General features: G+C 68.8%; 17 protein-coding genes and 4 pseudogenes. 14 read left to right on the top strand and 7 right to left on the bottom strand.

The annotated features are described in order from the left end of the window. The 7 genes and pseudogenes from PGN12_17535 to PGN12_17505 form a co-directional block, all read right to left on the bottom strand. A partial coding sequence (locus PGN12_17535) for a GGDEF-domain containing protein (GenBank protein MEH3105675.1) occupies window positions 1-245 on the bottom strand: 245 nt, incomplete at its 3' end. A gap of 102 nt (window positions 246-347) precedes the next feature. After that, a complete protein-coding gene (locus tag PGN12_17530) occupies window positions 348-605 on the bottom strand; it encodes a ribbon-helix-helix domain-containing protein (GenBank protein ID MEH3105674.1) in 258 nt (85 codons plus the stop codon). 1 nt (window position 606) lies between these two features. Further along, window positions 607-2,415, bottom strand: a pseudogene (gene cobT / locus PGN12_17525) (cobaltochelatase subunit CobT). Between the two features lie 15 nt (window positions 2,416-2,430). After that, window positions 2,431-2,790, bottom strand: coding sequence for a DUF86 domain-containing protein (locus PGN12_17520; protein MEH3105673.1), 360 nt, complete (start codon window positions 2,788-2,790; stop codon window positions 2,431-2,433). Next, window positions 2,768-3,061 carry a nucleotidyltransferase domain-containing protein gene (locus tag PGN12_17515; GenBank protein ID MEH3105672.1) on the bottom strand — a complete coding sequence of 98 codons (294 nt, stop codon included), beginning with the start codon at window positions 3,059-3,061 and terminating at the stop codon, window positions 2,768-2,770. Before PGN12_17515 ends, PGN12_17520 begins: the two co-directional genes overlap by 23 nt. Then, window positions 3,058-4,065, bottom strand: a complete 1,008-nt coding sequence (cobS, locus tag PGN12_17510) for a cobaltochelatase subunit CobS (protein MEH3105671.1) — start codon at window positions 4,063-4,065, stop codon at window positions 3,058-3,060. The genes PGN12_17515 and cobS overlap by 4 nt, the downstream gene beginning before the upstream one ends. Before the next feature lie 55 nt (window positions 4,066-4,120). Continuing rightward, window positions 4,121-4,804 carry a helix-turn-helix domain-containing protein gene (locus PGN12_17505; GenBank protein ID MEH3105670.1) on the bottom strand — a complete coding sequence of 228 codons (684 nt, stop codon included), beginning with the start codon at window positions 4,802-4,804 and terminating at the stop codon, window positions 4,121-4,123. A 65-nt stretch (window positions 4,805-4,869) separates the two neighbouring features. Here PGN12_17505 and PGN12_17500 point away from each other — a divergent pair, with 65 nt between their 5' ends. The 14 genes and pseudogenes from PGN12_17500 to PGN12_17435 all read left to right on the top strand — a co-directional run. Then, window positions 4,870-5,310 (top strand): VOC family protein, encoded by a 441-nt coding sequence (locus PGN12_17500; protein MEH3105669.1) that lies wholly within the window; start codon window positions 4,870-4,872, stop codon window positions 5,308-5,310. Beyond that, window positions 5,307-6,038, top strand: coding sequence for a DUF1428 family protein (locus tag PGN12_17495; protein MEH3105668.1), 732 nt, complete (start codon window positions 5,307-5,309; stop codon window positions 6,036-6,038). The genes PGN12_17500 and PGN12_17495 overlap by 4 nt, the downstream gene beginning before the upstream one ends. Before the next feature lie 16 nt (window positions 6,039-6,054). Next, window positions 6,055-6,849 (top strand): VOC family protein, encoded by a 795-nt coding sequence (locus PGN12_17490; GenBank protein MEH3105667.1) that lies wholly within the window; start codon window positions 6,055-6,057, stop codon window positions 6,847-6,849. Window positions 6,850-6,864: 15 nt separating this feature from the next. Next, a pseudogene (locus PGN12_17485) lies at window positions 6,865-7,335 on the top strand (VOC family protein). 143 nt (window positions 7,336-7,478) lie between these two features. Next, entirely contained in the window at window positions 7,479-8,261 is a 783-nt protein-coding gene (locus PGN12_17480; protein MEH3105666.1) for a succinate dehydrogenase iron-sulfur subunit, read from the top strand. 73 nt (window positions 8,262-8,334) lie between these two features. Next, window positions 8,335-8,728: pseudogene (locus PGN12_17475) on the top strand (PaaI family thioesterase). Window positions 8,729-8,789: 61 nt separating this feature from the next. Further along, window positions 8,790-9,893, top strand: a complete 1,104-nt coding sequence (gene zapE / locus PGN12_17470) for a cell division protein ZapE (protein MEH3105665.1) — start codon at window positions 8,790-8,792, stop codon at window positions 9,891-9,893. A 216-nt stretch (window positions 9,894-10,109) separates the two neighbouring features. Then, window positions 10,110-11,072, top strand: coding sequence for a malate dehydrogenase (gene mdh / locus PGN12_17465; GenBank protein MEH3105664.1), 963 nt, complete (start codon window positions 10,110-10,112; stop codon window positions 11,070-11,072). A 53-nt stretch (window positions 11,073-11,125) separates the two neighbouring features. Beyond that, complete coding sequence (locus tag PGN12_17460) at window positions 11,126-11,422, top strand: GIY-YIG nuclease family protein (GenBank protein ID MEH3105663.1); 297 nt, start codon at window positions 11,126-11,128, stop codon at window positions 11,420-11,422. 50 nt (window positions 11,423-11,472) lie between these two features. Beyond that, window positions 11,473-12,357: a succinate--CoA ligase subunit alpha gene (sucD, locus tag PGN12_17455; protein ID MEH3105662.1), complete on the top strand. Its 885-nt coding sequence runs from the start codon at window positions 11,473-11,475 to the stop codon at window positions 12,355-12,357. A 201-nt stretch (window positions 12,358-12,558) separates the two neighbouring features. Beyond that, the gene (locus PGN12_17450) at window positions 12,559-15,528 is read left to right on the top strand and encodes a 2-oxoglutarate dehydrogenase E1 component (protein MEH3105661.1); all 2,970 of its coding nucleotides are present in this window, start codon (window positions 12,559-12,561) and stop codon (window positions 15,526-15,528) included. A 53-nt stretch (window positions 15,529-15,581) separates the two neighbouring features. Further along, window positions 15,582-16,824, top strand: a pseudogene (gene odhB / locus PGN12_17445) (2-oxoglutarate dehydrogenase complex dihydrolipoyllysine-residue succinyltransferase). Window positions 16,825-16,944: 120 nt separating this feature from the next. Next, window positions 16,945-17,235 carry a GIY-YIG nuclease family protein gene (locus PGN12_17440; protein ID MEH3105660.1) on the top strand — a complete coding sequence of 97 codons (291 nt, stop codon included), beginning with the start codon at window positions 16,945-16,947 and terminating at the stop codon, window positions 17,233-17,235. A 42-nt stretch (window positions 17,236-17,277) separates the two neighbouring features. Continuing rightward, the coding region (locus PGN12_17435; protein ID MEH3105659.1) for an NAD(P)/FAD-dependent oxidoreductase at window positions 17,278-17,837 on the top strand (560 nt) is incomplete at its 3' end.

Below are 17,837 nucleotides of genomic sequence, written 5' to 3'. Positions count from 1 at the left end.
CGGCGCAATCGCGCGACCGCGTCGACCGGCCCGGCGACCGGACGCTTCGTGGGGAGCGCCCACACCAGCATGCGGGCCAGACAGGCAGCGATCAGCACCGCCGGCACCTGAAGCGTCAGCAGCGCGGGCGCCAGATGGCGATGGGTGAAGGCGAGCGCGGCGGCATTGACCGCCAGCAGCGCGTAGAGCGGCGGGATCTGGCGGCGAAGGTGCGACAATTGCGCCTCCGCATAACGCGGGCGCATCCGTGGTCGATCGAGGAAAGCCGGGGATGACCGTCGTCTGCATCCGGCGATCATAACCCCGAACGGTTTATAACTCGTCGGCGCAGCATACGCCCGCGCCGGTTATTTATTACAATCGCGTGGGGCGACGAACAGCCAGCTGCGCAGCGCGCTCGCCAGATTGGGCGGGTCCGGACGATCGATCCGCAGCGCGTCGACCTGTGCCACCAAAGCGGACAGCGGTAGTCCGCGCGCGACGGCCGCCGCCTCCAGCGCGGCCCAGAACACCGGCTCGAGACTGATCGAGGTTGCGTGCCCCGCGATCGTGATCGACCGTTTCACCGGCCCCGCGAAGCCGCCGGGGGGCGCGGCGATGGTCACGTCACTTGGTGTCGAACAGCGCGGCCAGCTGCTCGATGATCGTGCCGCCCAGCTGCTCGGCATCCATGATCGTCACCGCACGGCTGTAATAGCGCGTCACGTCGTGGCCGATCCCGATCGCCACCAGCTCGACCGGCGACTTCTTCTCGATCCACGCGATCACCTGCCGCAGATGCCGCTCCAGATACGAGCCGGAGTTCACGCTGAGCGTCGAATCGTCGACCGGCGCGCCGTCGGAGATGACCATCAGGATGCGCCGCTCCTCGGGCCGCGCCATCATCCGGGCATGCGCCCACATCAGCGCCTCGCCGTCGATATTCTCCTTCAGCAGCCCCTCGCGCATCATCAGGCCCAGCGAGTTGCGCGCGCGCCGCCACGGCTCGTCCGCCATCTTGTAGACGATGTGGCGGACGTCGTTGAGCCGCCCGGGCTGCGGCGGGCGCCCGGCGGCGAGCCACGTCTCGCGGCTCTGCCCGCCCTTCCACGCGCGCGTCGTGAAGCCCAGGATCTCGGTCTTGACCCCGCACCGCTCCAGCGTGCGCGCCAATATGTCCGCGCTGATCGCCGCGATCGAGATCGGGCGCCCGCGCATCGATCCCGAATTGTCGATCAGCAGCGTGACAACCGTATCGCGGAATTCGGTATCGCGCTCGATCTTGTAGCTCAGCGACTGCATCGGGTTGACGACCACGCGCGCCAGCCGCGCCGCGTCGAGCAATCCCTCGTCCTGGTCGAAGTCCCACGAACGCGACTGCTGCGCCATCAACCGCCGCTGGAGCCGGTTGGCGAGCTTCGAGACCGCGGATTGCAGGTGCACCAGCTGCTGGTCGAGATAGCCGCGCAGCCGCGCCAGCTCCTCCGCGTCGCACAGCTCGGTCGCGGCGACCACTTCGTCGAAGTCGGTCGTCCAGGTGCGATAGTCGAACGCCTGCGACATGTCGGCGGGGGGACGGTTGGGGCGGACCGGCTGCATCCCCTCCTCGCCGTCGTCGCCCGGCTCGCCCTCGGCATCGTGGAGGTCGTCCCCCTCCTGCTGCTCGCTCTCGCCCTCGGCCTGCTCCTCGTCGCGCTGCTGGCCGCGCTGCTCGACCTGCTGCTCGCCCTCGGCGCCCTGCGCATCGCCCTCGTCCGATTCGTCGGTATCGCCGCTCTCGTCGCCGGCCTCCTCCTCGCCGCCCTCGTCGCTTTCCTGCGGCTCCGCCTCGCCCTCGACGAGCTCCAGATCCTCCAGCAACTTGCGCGTCAGTCCCTGGAACGCGCGCTGGTCGTCGAGCGCGAGCGCGAGGGCGGAGAGGTCGGTCTTCTCGCCGATCCATTCGCGCACGAGCGCAAGGCCGGGCTCCGCCGCCACCGGCGCGGGCTGCCCGGTCAGCGCCTCGCGCACCAGCAGCTGGAGCGCGGTCGACAGCGGCACCTCGGCACGGTTGCGCGCGCGCGTGATCGGGTCGGCGCGCAGCCGCACGTCCATCGCGCTCGCCAGATTGTCGCTGATCCCCTGGTAGCCGCGGCTCCCCAGCGCCTCGATCCGCGCCGTCTCCACCGCATCGAACACCGCGCGCGCCACCGCCTCCGCCGGCGCGGCGCGCGTGTGGAGCGCGGTATCGTGATGCCGCAGCCTGAGCGCGAAGCTGTCGGCGAACCCGCGCGCCTCCGCCACCTGATCCGCGGGCAGCGTGCGCGCGGGCATCGGCACCTTCAGATGCTTGCCCGACTGCGCCGGGGCGTCGGCGGTAAAGGCCAGCTCCAGTTCCGCCTCGTCCGACAGCGCACGCGCCGCCCCGCCGAGGACGTTCTTGAAGCGGTCGAGGGGGGGTGTCGTTGGCCATCAACCGTCCATTTCCAAGGCAAGCTCGGCCGCCGCACGGATAAGCGGCACCTCGATACGCGCGAGATCGAAGATGATGTCCCGCGCAATGTTGCGATATTCGTGGCGCAGGCGGTTGCCGAAGGCCCGCATCTTCGCCACCGGCACATCCGGCCCCAGCCGAACGGCCTCGTCCGCCGGGATCTGGATCACCGCCTCGGTGATGCGCTGAAGCAATCGTTCGACCGCGAAGATCGTGCGCTCGTCGGCGGCGAACGTATGAACCGACATTCCATCGATGAACGTCGCCACCCGATCGGCATCCTCGATCATGTCGCGCAGCCGGGACTTCGCACGCTCAGAAAGCGTCGATGCGGTCACGGTCGATCTCCGCCTGAAGCCGCGGCCGGTCGGCGGGTTCGGTCACGATGTCCACCGGAACGCCCAACAGCGCGCTGACGCGGTCGTCCAGCGTGAAGAAGTCCCAGCCGAGCCGCATGTCGGTGCGCAACGTCACCGCCAGATCGAGGTCGGACCGAGCGTCCGCTTCCTCGCGCGCGGTCGAGCCGAAGATTGCGACATGTTCGATCCCCATCGCGCGCAGGTCCGCGCGGTGGGTCCGCAAGCGTCGCAAAGCTTCGGCGCGCGTCATCCGGCCTTCCCCACGACGCTCTCCGGCAGGTCCTTGCCGAACACGCGCTGGTAATATTCCGCCACCAGCGAGCGCTCCGCCTCGTCGCACTTGTTGAGGAACGACAGCCGGAACGCGAAGCCCACGTCGCCGAAGATCATCGCATTCTGCGCCCAGGTGATGACGGTGCGCGGGCTCATCACGGTCGAGATGTCGCCGTTGACGAAGCCGCGCCGCGTCAGGTCGGCGACGCGGACCATGTTCTCCACCACCTTCTTGCCCTCGGGCCTGTCATATTCGCCCGACTTGGCGAGCACGATCTGCGCCTCGGTGACCGCGGGCAGGTAGTTGAGCGTGACGACCACATTCCAGCGGTCCATCTGCCCCTGGTTGATCTGCTGCGTGCCGTGGTACAGCCCGCTGGTGTCGCCCAGCCCGATCGTGTTGGCGGTCGCGAACAGGCGGAACCACGGATTCGGGCGGATGACGCGGTTCTGGTCGAGCAGCGTCAGCTTGCCCTCGGTCTCCAGCACGCGCTGGATCACGAACATCACGTCGGGGCGACCGGCGTCATATTCGTCGAAGACCAGCGCGGTCGGGGTCTGCAGCGCCCACGGCAGCAGGCCTTCGCGGAATTCGGTCACCTGCTGGCCGTCCTTCAGCACGATCGCGTCGCGCCCGACCAGGTCGATACGGCTGATGTGCGCGTCCAGGTTGATGCGGATGCACGGCCATTTCAGCCGCGCCGCCACCTGCTCGATATGGCTCGACTTGCCGGTGCCGTGATAGCCCTGCACCATCACGCGCCGGTTGTGCGCGAAGCCCGCGACGACCGCCATCGTGGTGTCGGGATCGAACACATAGGCGGGGTCCAGGTCGGGGACGCGCTCGTCCGCCTCGGAAAAGGCCGGGCATTCCATGTCGCTGTCGATCCCGAACAGCTCGCGCACGCTGACCATCTTGTCGGGGGCGTCCAGGATCGTGGTGTCCCGGCTGTCGGGCTGAGTGTTCGGGATATCGGTCATCGGATAAGCCGTTCGCTGGAGTAGGCCCAACCAGTGAGAAGGGATCGCGCCCGCGTCAACCCGGCGCGTGCGGCGCCCGTGCCTTCTCCGGCAGGTGGAAGAGGTCGATGAACGCCTCGGCGGCGGCGCGGTTGCCATGGAACGCCAACTCGCCCGCGGCCTCCGCCGCCGCGATCGGCCGCTTGCCGTAGATGACGCCCGCGAGAACCTCGGGCACCGCCTCGAACACCATGTCGCCGGCCACGGGCGCGCGCACGATCGGCAGCTCGCCCGCCGACAGGCCCGCGACGAAGGAGTCGCGCGGGAAGCGGAAGCCGATCGTCAGCGCCATGCCCCCGGCGCGCGCGGGGTCGATCATCGTGCGCAGCGACAGCATCATCGACGCCGCGGACAAGGGCAGCGTCGGGTCGTGCGCCGGCGACCGCGCCGCCCAGCGCCCCAGCGCCTGGATCGTCTCCTCCGCCTCGTACCCCCAGCACGTCAGCTCGTAGCGCGGCGACGGCGCGCCGTGCCGCACCAGCACGCCCGCGCGCGCCAGCCCCTCGAGCCGCTGCGTCAGCACGTTGGCGCTGACCCCGGGAAGTCCGCTCCGCAGCTCCGAAAAGCGGCGCGCGCCGAACATCAGCTCGCGCACCACCAACATCGACCAGCGCTCGCCCAGCAACTCCAGGCCCAGCGCGGTGCCGCAGGCATCGTCGTACCAGCGCGCCGGGCCAGGGGTTATCTTTTCTGACTTCATGGTTGTTTTTACTAACCGATCGGCGCATCGTCCGCAAACGACGAGTCGCAAGGGAGAGCGATGCCGTGACCAAGATGATCTTCATCAACCTGCCCGTCGCCGACGTGGCGCGCGCCACCGCCTTCTATACGGCGCTGGGCTTCGCACAGAACCCCGCCTTCTCGAACGCGCAGGCCAGCGCGATGGAATGGTCCGACGCGATCAAGGTCATGCTGCTCGACCATGCGTTCTATGCCACCTTCACCAACAAACCGATCGCCGACGCCCACGCCGCCAGCGCCGCGCTCTACTGCCTCTCCTTCGACGACCGCGCGGGCGTCGATGCGATCATGGCGGCGGCGCCCGCATCGGGCGGGCGGGTCGTGCGCGCGGTCGAGGATCAGGGCTTCATGTACGGCGGCGCGTTCGAGGATCCCGACGGCCACACCTGGGAGACCATGTTCATGGCGGCGGGCGCGCAGGACGTCATCGCCGAACAGAACGCCGCCGCCGGAGCGGCGGCATGACCTATATCGAAGGGTTCCTCACCCCCGTCCCCGTCGCCCGGCGGGACGCCTATCGCGCCCATGCGGATCGCGCCGCCGACCTGCTCCTGGAGCTGGGCGTCACCCGCCTGGTCGAGACATGGGGCGAGGACGTGCCGCACGGCGTGCGCACCGACATGCACCGCGCGGTGCAGGCGACGCCGGACGAGGCGGTGCTGTTCAGCTGGTTCGAATATCCCGATCGCGCCACCCGCGACGCGGCCAACGACCGTATCCGCAGCGATCCGCGCTTCGCGGACATGGGGCGGGACATGCCGTTCGACGCGCGTCGCATGATCTACGGCGGCTTCGCCTCGGTCAGCGACGTCGTCGGCGGGGGCGGGGGCGGCAAGGCCGGATTCGTCGATGGCGTCGTGCTGCCGGTCCGCGGTGGCGCGCGCGACGCCTATCGCGATCATGCCGCGGCGCTCGCGCCGCTCTTCGTCGAGCACGGCGCGCTCCGCGTCATCGACGCGATCGCGGACGACGTGCCGGCCGGGGAGGTCACCGATTTCGCGCGGGCGGTCGCCATCGAGGACCGGGAGGAGGTCGGTTTCGGCTGGGTGGAATGGCCGTCGCGAGCGGTCCGGGACGACGCCTGGGCGCGCCTGATGGCCGACGGGCGCATGACCGCGGCGGGCGATCCGCCATGGAACGGCCAGCGCATGATCTTCGGCGGATTCGCGGTCCTGCTCGACCGCACCGCCTGACCACGGGAGACGCACGATGACCAACCCCCACGGCACCCCCGTCTGGTACCAGCTGGTCAGCCCCGATCCCGATGCGGCCGAGGCCTTCTACGGCCACGTCCTGGGCTGGACCACCGCCCCCGACGATCCGCCCCCGCCGCCGGGCGAGAACCAGTTCGACTATCGCGAGTGGGTCGCGCCCGACGGCGAGCGGATCGGCGGGCTGATGGCACCGCCGCCTTTCGCGGGAATGGCGCCGGGCTGGTGCTTCTATGCCGCGGTGGACGATGTCGATGCCACGATCGCGGCCGCGGTCGCCGCCGGCGGGCAGGCGCCGATGCCCGCCGTCGACCTGCCCGGCACGGGGCGGATCGCGCTGCTGATCGATCCCGACGGGCACCGCTTTTACGTCATGAACGGCCCCGCCGCCGATCGCTCGCAGGCGTTCCAGCCGGGCGATGCGCCCGCCCCCGGCCACGCGGTGTGGAACGAGCTGACCGCCGCGGATCAGGATCGTGCCGTCGCCTTCTACGCCGGGCTGCTCGGCTGGCACCAGGCCGGCGCGATGCCGATGGGGGCGCTGGGCGACTACAAGTTCGTCCACGCCGGCCCGACCGCGATCGGCGCAGCGATGAACACCCCGCCGGGCGGCGCGCCGGGCTGGTGCTTCTACTTCGCGGTCGACGACATCGACGCCGCGGCGGCGCGCGTCGGCGCGGGCGGCGGCGCCATCGTGCAGGGGCCCGACGAGATACCCGGCGGGCAATATTCGCTGGTCGCGCACGACCCGCACGGCACCGCCTTCGGCGTCGTCGGCCCACGCCGCGGCTGATCGGGGGCACCGGAAATGGACAAGGTCACGACCTGGCTGTGGAGCGACGGCACCGCGGAGGAGCAGGCGCGCTTCTACACCGCGCTCGTCCCCGGCAGCGCGATCACGCGCATCATGCGGGCGCCGCTCGACAATCCCTCCACCCCTGCGGGCGCGGTGCTGACGGTCGAGTTCACGCTGGCCGGACGCGCCTTCGCGCTGCTCAACGGCGGCGCCGCCTTCCGCCAGAGCGAGGCGGCGTCGCTGATGGTCCTGTGCGACGATCAGGCGGAGGTCGATCTTTACTGGGACGCCTTCATCGAGGGTGGCGGGACCGAGAGCGCGTGCGGCTGACTCAAGGATCGCTGGGGCGTGTCGTGGCAGATCACGCCGCGACGCCTGCTGGAGCTGAACAACGATCCCGTCCACGCCCCCAGGGCGATGGCGGCGATGATGGAGATGCGCCGCATCGACATTGCCGCGCTGGAGCGTGCGATAGCCTCTTGAGCCGCCCGGCTTAGACGCTACTTAGGCGGACCAGAGGGCGCAGGTTTGCGGCCGCCGCCGCGATCCTGTACCCGCCTGCCCCAGACCGGGACCGGCGCGCGGTGGTGCGTGCCGGTAGCCGACCGACTAGACGAGACGCGCGCATGGCCGAGTTCACGCTCCCGAAGAACAGCAAGATCAAGGGCGGACGCACGATCCCCTCGCCGCAACCCGGCGGTGCGATGCGCAATTTCAAGATCTATCGCTACGATCCCGACTCGGGCGAAAACCCGCGCTACGACACGTTCGAGGTCAACCTCGACGAATGCGGCCCGATGGTCCTGGACGCGCTCATCAAGATCAAGTCGGAGCAGGACTCCGGCCTGACCTTCCGCCGCTCCTGCCGCGAGGGCATCTGCGGCTCGTGCTCGATGAACATCGACGGCAAGAACGGCCTCGCCTGCACCACCGCGATCGAGGACGTGAAGGGCGAGGTGAAGATCACGCCCCTGCCCGCGATGGACGTCATCAAGGACCTGGTGCCCGACTTCACGCGCTTCTACGCGCAATATGCCTCGATCACGCCGTGGCTGCAGACCGTCACCCCGCCGCCCGCGGGCAAGGAACGGCTCCAGTCGCCCGAGGAGCGCGCGAAGCTCGACGGCCTGTACGAGTGCATCCTGTGCGCCTGCTGCTCGACCTCGTGCCCCAGCTACTGGTGGAACAGCGACAAGTTCCTGGGCCCGGCGATCCTGCTCCAGGCCTATCGCTGGCTGGCCGACAGCCGCGATGAGATGACCGGCGAGCGGCTCGACGCGCTCGAGGATCCGTTCCGCCTGTACCGCTGCCACACGATCATGAACTGCGCCAACGCCTGCCCCAAGGGGCTGTCCCCGGCCAAGGCGATCGCCGAGATCAAGAAGATGGAAGTCGAGCGGATCGTCTGATCCCGTGGAGCGATACGACGACGAACCCCGGCCCGAGTTTCTCTACGAGGAACATCCCGACCATCCCGGCTGGATGCGCTGGGGGTTCAGGGATCCGACGCGGTACAACGCCTTCCTGGGCGAGATGATCGTCCGCGCGGGGGGACCGGCGCGCGTTCGTGCGGATGACGCCCGAGCGGCAGCATTCCAACCTCGCCGACCGGATGCACGGCGGCGCGCTGCTGGGCTTCATCGACGTCTCGCTCTTCGCTGCGGCGCGCAGTTTCGGGCTGATCGGCGCGGGGGCGGCGGTGACGCTCGACCTCAACACCCATTTCATCGGCGGCGGGCGCATCGGCGAGGCGGTCGAGGCGCAGGTGGAGCTGCTGCGCGAAACCGGCCGCCTGCTGTTCCTGCGCGGGCTGGTGGTGCAGGGCAGCGACACGGTCGCCGAATTCTCCGGCACGATCCGCAAGCCGGGGCGGTAGCCGCGGACGCGCCGTCATCGCGAGCGTGGCGACGACAACCAGCCGGCATGACGGGAACGAGATGACGGTACTCCACGCCTACGACCAGCTGATCGCCGCGGGCGAGCTGCGCCCCGATCCCGAACAGCGCGCCGCCGCCGAGCGGCTCGACGCGCTGGCGCAGGAGCTGGCGAACCCACGCACCACCGGCTTCTTCCGCCGCCGCGCGGTGCCGGCGCGCGGCATCTACCTGTGGGGCGGCGTCGGCCGCGGCAAGTCGATGCTGATGGACCTGTTCTTCGGCGAGGCGGCGATCGAGCGGAAGCGCCGCGTCCATTTCGCCGAGTTCATGCTGGAGGTCCACGGCCGCATCGCGATCGAGCGGCGCAAGGAAGCGGGCGACCCCATCCCCCCGGTCGCCGCCGCGCTGGCGGAGGAGGCGCGGCTGCTGGCGTTCGACGAGATGATGGTCACCAACAGCCCCGATGCGATGATCCTGTCGCGGCTGTTCACCGCGCTGATCGAGGCCGGGGTGACGATCGTCACCACCTCCAACCGCGCGCCGTCCGACCTCTACAAGAACGGGCTCAACCGCGAGCATTTCCTCCCCTTCATCGCGCTGATCGAGGCGCGGCTCGACGTGCTCGCGCTCAACGGCCCGGTCGACTATCGCCGCGACCGGCTGGGGCAGCAGGATACCTGGCTGGTCCCCAACGGCGCGGAGGCGACCGCGGAACTGTCCGCCGCCTTCTTCCGCCTGACCGACTATCCGCCCGAGGATCGCGAGCACGTGCCCGCGGAGGAGCTGATCGTCCAGGGCCGCGCGCTGCGCGTGCCGAAGGCGCTGAAGGGGGTCGCGGTCTTCAGCTTCAGGAAGCTGTGCGGCGAAGCGCGCGGGTCGGCCGACTATCTGGCGATCGCGCGACGCTATCACACCGTCATCCTCGTCGGCGTGCCGGTGCTCGGCCCCGACAATCGCAACGAGGCCGCGCGCTTCGTCAGCCTGATCGACGCGCTGTACGAGCACAAGGTGAAGCTGCTCGCCGCCGCCGACGCACAGCCCGACCAGCTGTATCCGCGCGGCGATGGCGCGTTCGAGTTCCAGCGCACGGTCAGCCGGCTGGAGGAGATGCGGTCGGAGGAATACCTCCGGCAGGGACATGGCGCGACGGGCGAGGTCGCCTAGCCGCGCCGCGGACCGGCGAGACGGGCGGAAGGTGACGAAGTTGCCACGAAACGATGCCGCGCACAGGCCGCCACGCCGAAAGGCGCGCTTATCGCTCCTGCGAACCATTTGCAGTAAAAGTTTTAAGACTCGTGCGTTAGCGGGTTGCCCCTGGGTGGCGAAGGGCGTAGGCGGCATGACCATTCACACGCACGTCAACGCACGGAAGGGGATGGGATGGCTCGCAAGAAGATCGCGCTGATCGGCGCCGGCAATATCGGTGGTACGCTCGCGCACCTGGCCGCACTCAAGGGCCTGGGCGACATCGTCCTGTTCGACGTGGTCGAGGGCGTACCGCAGGGCAAGGCGCTGGACCTGTCGCAGTGCGGCCCCGTCGAGGGCTTCGACGCCAGGATCACCGGCACCAACGATTATGCCGACATCGCGGGCGCGGACGTCATCATCGTCACCGCCGGCGTGGCGCGCAAGCCGGGCATGAGCCGCGACGACCTGCTGGGCATCAACCTGAAGGTGATGAAGGCGGTCGGCGAGGGCATCAAGGCCAACGCCCCCGACGCGTTCGTCATCTGCATCACCAACCCGCTCGACGCGATGGTCTGGGCGCTGCGCGAATTCTCCGGGCTCCCCGCGAACAAGGTCGTCGGCATGGCCGGCGTGCTCGATTCGGCGCGGTTCAGCCACTTCCTCGCCGACGAGTTCGGCGTGTCGGGGAAGGACGTGAATACCTTCGTGCTCGGCGGCCACGGCGACACGATGGTGCCGGTGCTGGAATATTCCACCGTCAGCGGCATCCCGGTCAGCGACCTGATCGCGATGGGCTTCTCCACCAAGGAGAAGGTCGACGAGATCGTGAAGCGCACCCGCGGCGGCGGCGGCGAGATCGTCGCGCTGCTGAAGACCGGCTCGGCCTATTACGCGCCGGCCACCAGCGGCATCGCGATGGCGGAGGCGTATCTGTACGACCAGAAGCGCATCCTGCCCGCCGCGGCGCACCTGTCGGGTGAATATGGCATCGACAATCTGTACGTCGGCGTGCCCGTCGTGATCGGCGCCGGCGGCGTGGAGAAGGTGGTCGAGGTGACGCTGTCGGACGAGGCGAAGGCCAACCTTCAGGTCTCGGTCGACGCGGTCAAGGAACTGCTGGTCGCCTGCAAGGGGATCGACGGGTCGCTGGCGTAAGGAAGTCTTAGTGCCCCGGCGAAGGCCGGGGCCCAGTTGGGAGAAGCCCCGACGTGGAAAAGGCCGGGTTCGTCTATATCATGGCGAGCGCACGAAACGGCACGATCTACATCGGCGTTACCAGCGATCTTCCCAAGCGGATCTGGGAACATCGCAACGACGTCATCGGCGGCTTCACCAGAAAGTACGGCTGTCATCGCCTGGTATGGTACGAGGCGCATGACAGCATCGACGCAGCCCGCCATCGCGAGCTGCAGATGAAGGAGTGGCAGCGGGCGTGGAAGTTGCGGGAGATCGAGGGGCTGAACCCGGAATGGGACGACCTCTACGACCGGATCGCGCAACCATGACCGCCACCGTAACTGGGCCCCGGCCTTCGCCGGGGCACTAGGGAGACGATATGAGCATCCTCGTCGACAAGAACACCAAGGTCATCACCCAGGGGATGACCGGCAACACGGGCAGCTTCCACACGCAGGCGGCGCTCGATTACGGCACGCAGATGGTCGCGGGCGTCACCCCCGGAAAGGGCGGCACGACGCACCTGGGCCTGCCGAACTACAACACCGTGCACGAGGCGGTCGCCGCCACCGGCGCGACCGCGTCGGTCATCTACGTGCCGCCGCCCTTCGCCGCGGATTCGATCCTGGAGGCGATCGACGCCGAGGTGCCGCTGATCGTCACGATCACGGAGGGCATCCCGGTGCTCGACATGGTGCGCGTGAAGCGTGCGCTGTCGGGCAGCAAGTCGCGGCTGATCGGCCCGAACTGCCCCGGCGTGCTGACCCCGGGCGAGTGCAAGATCGGCATCATGCCGGGCAACATCTTCCGCAAGGGCTCGGTCGGCGTCGTGTCGCGCTCGGGCACGCTGACCTACGAGGCGGTGTTCCAGACCTCGAACGCGGGCCTGGGCCAGACCACCGCGGTCGGCATCGGCGGCGATCCGGTCAACGGCACCAACTTCATCGACGTGCTGGAGCTGTTCCTGGCCGACGAGGCGACCCAGTCGATCATCATGATCGGCGAGATCGGCGGCTCCGCGGAGGAAGAGGCGGCGCAGTTCCTGAAGGACGAGGCCAAGCGCGGCCGCAAAAAGCCGATGGCCGGCTTCATCGCGGGCCGCACCGCGCCGCCGGGCCGTCGCATGGGCCATGCCGGCGCGATCGTGTCGGGCGGCCAGGGCGGCGCCGAGGACAAGATCGCGGCGATGGAAGAGGCCGGGATCAAGGTCGCGGCCTCCCCGTCGGAGCTGGGTTCCACGCTGCTGAGCGTGCTGAACGGGTGATGATACCCCTCTCCCCTTGTGGGAGAGGGATACCGAAGCTTGGCAGCATCGCTGCCTGGCGGAGGTTGGGTGAGGGGTTTGCGCGCCGCAGGCGCGCGCGGCCGCGAAGGGACCGCCCCCCTCACCCAGCTACGACTAAGGCCCTGCGGGCCTAAGTCTGCGCAACCCTCTCCTACAAGGGGAGAGGGAAGGAGTCGGGTAATGGGCTACGAAGGCCAGGATTTCGGTGACATCGCGGGCGGCGTATCGCCGGCCTTCATCGACGCGCTCTATGCGAAGTACAAGACCAGCCCCGATACGGTCGAGCCGGGCTGGCGCGCGTTCTTCGAGGGGCTGGAGGGATCGATGAGCGCGCCGTCCTGGAGCAACGCCCGCTGGCCGCTGACCAGCACCGACGATCTGACCGCCGCGCTCGACCCGACGCAGATGGAACCCGCGCCCAAGCCGCAGAAGGGCAAGCCCGCCGCCGCGGCGCCGGCGACGCCCGCGCCGTCGCAGGAGGACATCGCGCGCGCCGCCGCCGACGCGATCCGCGCGCAGATGCTGGTGCGCACCTACCGCGTGCGCGGCCACCTCGCCGCGAAGCTCGATCCGCTCGGGCTGTCGGGCCTGCGCGAGCTGCCCGCCGACCTGACCACCGAATATTACGGCTTCACCGACGCCGACATCGACCGCCCGGTCTATCTGGGCGGCACGCTGGGGCTGCAATGGGCCTCGATCCGCGAGGTCGTCGACACGCTGCGCGCCAATTACTGCGGCAACGTCGGCCTGGAATATATGCACATCGCCGATGTCGAGGAGCGCAAGTTCCTCCAGGAGCGCATGGAGGGCAAGGACAAGGGCGTCGAGTTCACGGTCGCGGGCAAGAAGGCGATCCTGAACAAGGTGATCGAGGCCGAGCAGTGGGAGAAGTTCCTGGGCCGCAAGTACGTCGGCACCAAGCGCTTCGGGCTGGATGGCGGCGAGAGCATGATCCCGGCGCTGGAAAGCATCATCAAGTACGGCGGTGCCGCGGGCGTCAACGAAATCGTCTTCGGCATGGCGCACCGCGGGCGCCTCAACGTGCTCGCGAACGTGATGGCCAAGCCGCTGCGCGTGATCTTCCACGAGTTCGCGGGCGGCTCCGCCAACCCCGACGACATCGGCGGGTCGGGCGACGTGAAGTACCACCTGGGCACCTCCACCGACCGCGAGTTCGACGGGCACAAGGTGCATATGTCGCTGGTCGCCAACCCCTCGCACCTGGAGGCGGCGGACCCGGTCGTGCTCGGCAAGGTGCGCGCGATCCAGACGATCGCGGGCGATCTCGACACGCATTCGCGCGCGCTGCCGGTGCTGATCCACGGCGACGCGGCCTTCGCGGGCCAGGGCATCGTGTGGGAGTGCTTCGGCTTCTCCGGCATCCGCGGCTACAACACCGGCGGCTGCGTCCATTTCGTCATCAACAACCAGATCGGCTTCACCACCAGCCCGCAGTTCGCGCGCTCCTCGCCCTACCCCTCCGACGTGGCGAAGGGGGTGCAGGCGCCGATCTTCCACGTCAACGGCGACGATCCCGAGGCGGTGACCTTCGCGACCAAGATCGCGATGGAATATCGCCAGACGTTCCACCGCGACGTGGTGATCGACATGTGGTGCTATCGCCGCTTCGGCCATAACGAGGGCGACGAGCCGGGCTTCACCCAGCCGCTGATGTACAAGGCGATCCGCAGCCATCCGCCCGTCTCCGAGATCTACGGCAAGCGCCTGATCGCGGAGAAGGTGATCGACCAGGCGTGGCTCGACGACAACGTTGCGCAGTTCACCACGCTGCTGGAGGGCGAGTTCGAGGCGGGCGCGAGCTACAAGCCCAACAAGGCGGACTGGTTCGCGGGCCGCTGGTCGGGCCTCCACGCCCCCGCCGACCCGGAGACGTCGCGCCGCAGCGTCGACACCGGGATCGAGATGAAGCTGTTCGACTCGATCGGCCGCACGCTGACGACCGTTCCCGACAGTATCGCGATCCACAAGACGCTGGCGCGCGTGCTGGATGCCAAGCGGCAGATGTTCGCCACCGGCGAGAATATCGACTGGGCGACGGGCGAGGCGCTGGCGTTCGGGTCGCTGCTGCACGAGGGGTACGGCGTGCGCCTGTCGGGGCAGGATTCGGGCCGCGGCACCTTCTCGCAGCGGCACGCGGTGTGGGTCGACCAGAACGACGAGCACAAATACGTGCCGCTGTGGACGATCGAGCACGGCAGCTTCGAGGTGCTCGACAGCCCGCTGTCCGAATATGGCGTGCTGGGCTTCGAATACGGCTATGCGCTGGCCGATCCCAAGACGCTGGTGATGTGGGAGGCGCAGTTCGGCGACTTCGTCAACGGCGCGCAGATCATGATCGACCAGTTCATCGCCAGCGGCGAGGCCAAGTGGCTGCGCGCCAACGGTCTCGTCATGCTGCTGCCGCATGGGTACGAGGGCCAGGGGCCGGAGCACAGCTCGGCGCGTCCCGAGCGCTTCCTGCAACTGTGCGCGGGCGACAACATGCAGGTCGCCAACTGCACCACGCCGGCCAATTACTTCCACCTGCTGCGCCGGCAGATGCACCGCACCTTCCGCAAGCCGCTGGTCGTGATGACGCCCAAGTCGCTGCTGCGCCACAAGCTGGCGGTGTCGAAGGCGGCGGATTTCCAGGGCGACAGCCACTTCCGCCGCATCCTGTCCGACACCAACGGTGCCGCGGACGCGGAGACGACGCGGCTGGTGCTGTGCACCGGCAAGGTCGCCTACGACCTGATCGAGGCGCGCGACGCGGCCGGCGACACGACGACGCAGATCGTGCGCATCGAGCAGCTCTATCCCTTCCCCACCGACGCGCTGGCGAAGCGCATCGCGCGGATGCCGAAGCTGGAAGAGGTGATCTGGGCGCAGGAAGAGCCGAAGAACAACGGCTATTGGTTCTTCGTCGAGCCGTTCATCGAGGAGGCGCTGGGCACCGCGTCCGCGCCGGTCAAGCGTCCGCGCTACGCCGGCCGCGCCGCCGCCGCCTCGCCCGCGACCGGCCTGATGAAGCGCCACCAGGCCGAGCAGGGCGCGCTGATCGCGGACGCGCTGGGCCATAGCGTGCGCGACGAGATCCGCCGCACCCGCGAGGCGGAGACGACGAAGAAGGCCGGCAAGCCCGCCGGCTGACCACCGACCACGTCAGGCAGACACCCCCCAGGATTTTTGAAGGCGAGACGATCATGGCGACCGAAGTAACCGTCCCGACGCTGGGCGAATCGATCACGGAGGCGACGCTGGGCGAGTGGCTGAAGCAGCCCGGCGACCCGGTGGCGGCCGACGAGCCGATCGCCAGCCTGGAAACCGACAAGGTGTCGGTCGAGGTGCCCTCCCCCGTCGCGGGCGTGATGGGGCAGCATGCGGTCAAGGTGGGCGACACGGTCGAGGTGGGCGCGATGCTCGCCACGATCGAGTCCGGTGACGGTGCCGCCGCCGCGCCGGCCGCGCCTGCCGCTGCCAAGCCCGCGGAATCGGCGGAGTCCGCCCCGGCCGCCGGCTACGGCAACCACAATGAAGCCCCCGTCAGCAGCGACTCGCCCGCGGCGCTTTCCCCGTCGGTGCGCCGCGCGGTGCTGGAGCACGGCGTCGACCCCTCGACCGTCAAGGGCACCGGCAAGGACGGCCGCATCACCAAGGAGGATGTCGCCGCCGCCGCCTCCAGCAAGCCCGCGCCCGCCCCCGCCGCGCCCTCGACCCCGACCCCCTCGGTCGCCGCGTCCACCGGCCGCAACGAAGAGCGCGTCAAGATGACGCGGCTGCGCCAGACGATCGCCAAGCGGCTGAAGGAAGCGCAGAACACCGCCGCGATGCTGACCACGTTCAACGACGTGGACATGACCGCGGTGATCGAGGGCGCGCGCGAAGTACAAGGACCTGTTCGAGAAGAAGCACGGCGTCCGCCTGGGCTTCATGGGATTCTTCGTGAAGGCCGCGACGATGGCGCTGAAGGATATCCCCAGCGTCAACGCCTCGACCGAGGGCGACGAGATCGTCTATCACGACTATGCCGACATCTCGGTCGCGGTCAGCGCGCCCAACGGGCTGGTCGTCCCCGTCATCCGCGACGCGCAGGACCTGTCGGTCGCGGGGATCGAGAAGACGATCGGCGACTTCGGCAAGCGCGCCAAGGACGGCACGCTGAAGATGGACGAGATGAAGGGCGGCACCTTCACCATCTCCAACGGCGGCGTCTTCGGCTCGCTGATGTCGACCCCGATCATCAACCCGCCGCAGTCCGCGGTGCTGGGCCTCCACCGCATCGAGGATCGCCCGGTGGTCCGCGACGGGCAGGTCGTGGTGCGCCCGATGATGTACCTGGCGCTCAGCTACGACCACCGCCTGATCGACGGCCGCGAGGCGGTGACCTTCCTCGTCGCACTGAAGAACGCGATCGAGGACCCGACGCGGATCCTGATCGACCTGTGATTGAGAGACACCGTGCTCCGGCGAAGGCCGGAGCGCTGGAGGGAGAGCGATGACGGCTGTGGATACCGCTCGCCATCCACCGCTCCGGCCTTCGCCGGAGCACAGCGAGGGCGTAGCCCGGTGAAAGCCGGCTGCGTCTACCTGATGGCAAATCATCGCCGCGGGCAGACGTATCTGGGTGTGACGAGCAACTTGCCCCGACGGGCGTGGCAACATCGCAACCGCGTGATTGACGGGCACTCACGCGATAAGGATTGCACGCTGCTCGTCTGGTACGAATATTTTGACGATCTGCAGGATGCGCGCGCCTGCGAATATCGAATGAAGAAATGGAAGCGCGCATGGAAGTTGCGGCTGATCGAGGAGCGAAACCCCGATTGGCGCGACCTGTTCGCTGACGTTTGTGCGTGAGGCCAACGCTCCGGCCTGCGCCGGAGCACGGAAGGATCGGTAATGGCAGACCAGTACGACTATGACGTCCTCGTGATCGGCGCCGGCCCCGGCGGGTATGTCGCGGCGATCCGCGCGGCGCAGCTGGGGTTGAAGACCGCCTGCGCGGAAAGCCGCGAGACGCTGGGCGGGACCTGCCTCAACGTCGGTTGCATCCCGTCGAAGGCGATGCTGCACGCCTCCGAGCTGTACGACCATGCCGCGAACGGCACGATGGCGAAGCTGGGGATCAGGACCCAGGTCGAGCTGGACCTGGAGACGATGCACGCGCAGCGCCGCGACGCGGTGAAGCAGCTGACCGGCGGGATCGAGTTCCTGTTCAAGAAGAACAAGGTCACCTGGCTGAAGGGCAAGGCCGCGTTCAGGGACGCGCACAGCGTCGAGGTCGCCGGCCAGACCGTCACCGCGAAGAACATCGTCATCGCCACCGGCTCCTCGGTCACCCCGCTGCCGGGCGTCGCGATCGACCAGAAGGTCGTGGTCGATTCGACCGGCGCGCTGGAGCTGCCCAAGGTGCCGCAGCACATGGTCGTCATCGGCGGCGGCGTGATCGGGCTGGAGCT

This window comes from Sphingomonas phyllosphaerae, assembly GCA_036946405.1.
Classification (GTDB): Bacteria; Pseudomonadota; Alphaproteobacteria; order Sphingomonadales; family Sphingomonadaceae; genus Sphingomonas; species Sphingomonas phyllosphaerae_D.
Note: the sequence above shows the minus strand (reverse complement) of the source record. Positions and strands in the feature narration are given on the sequence as shown.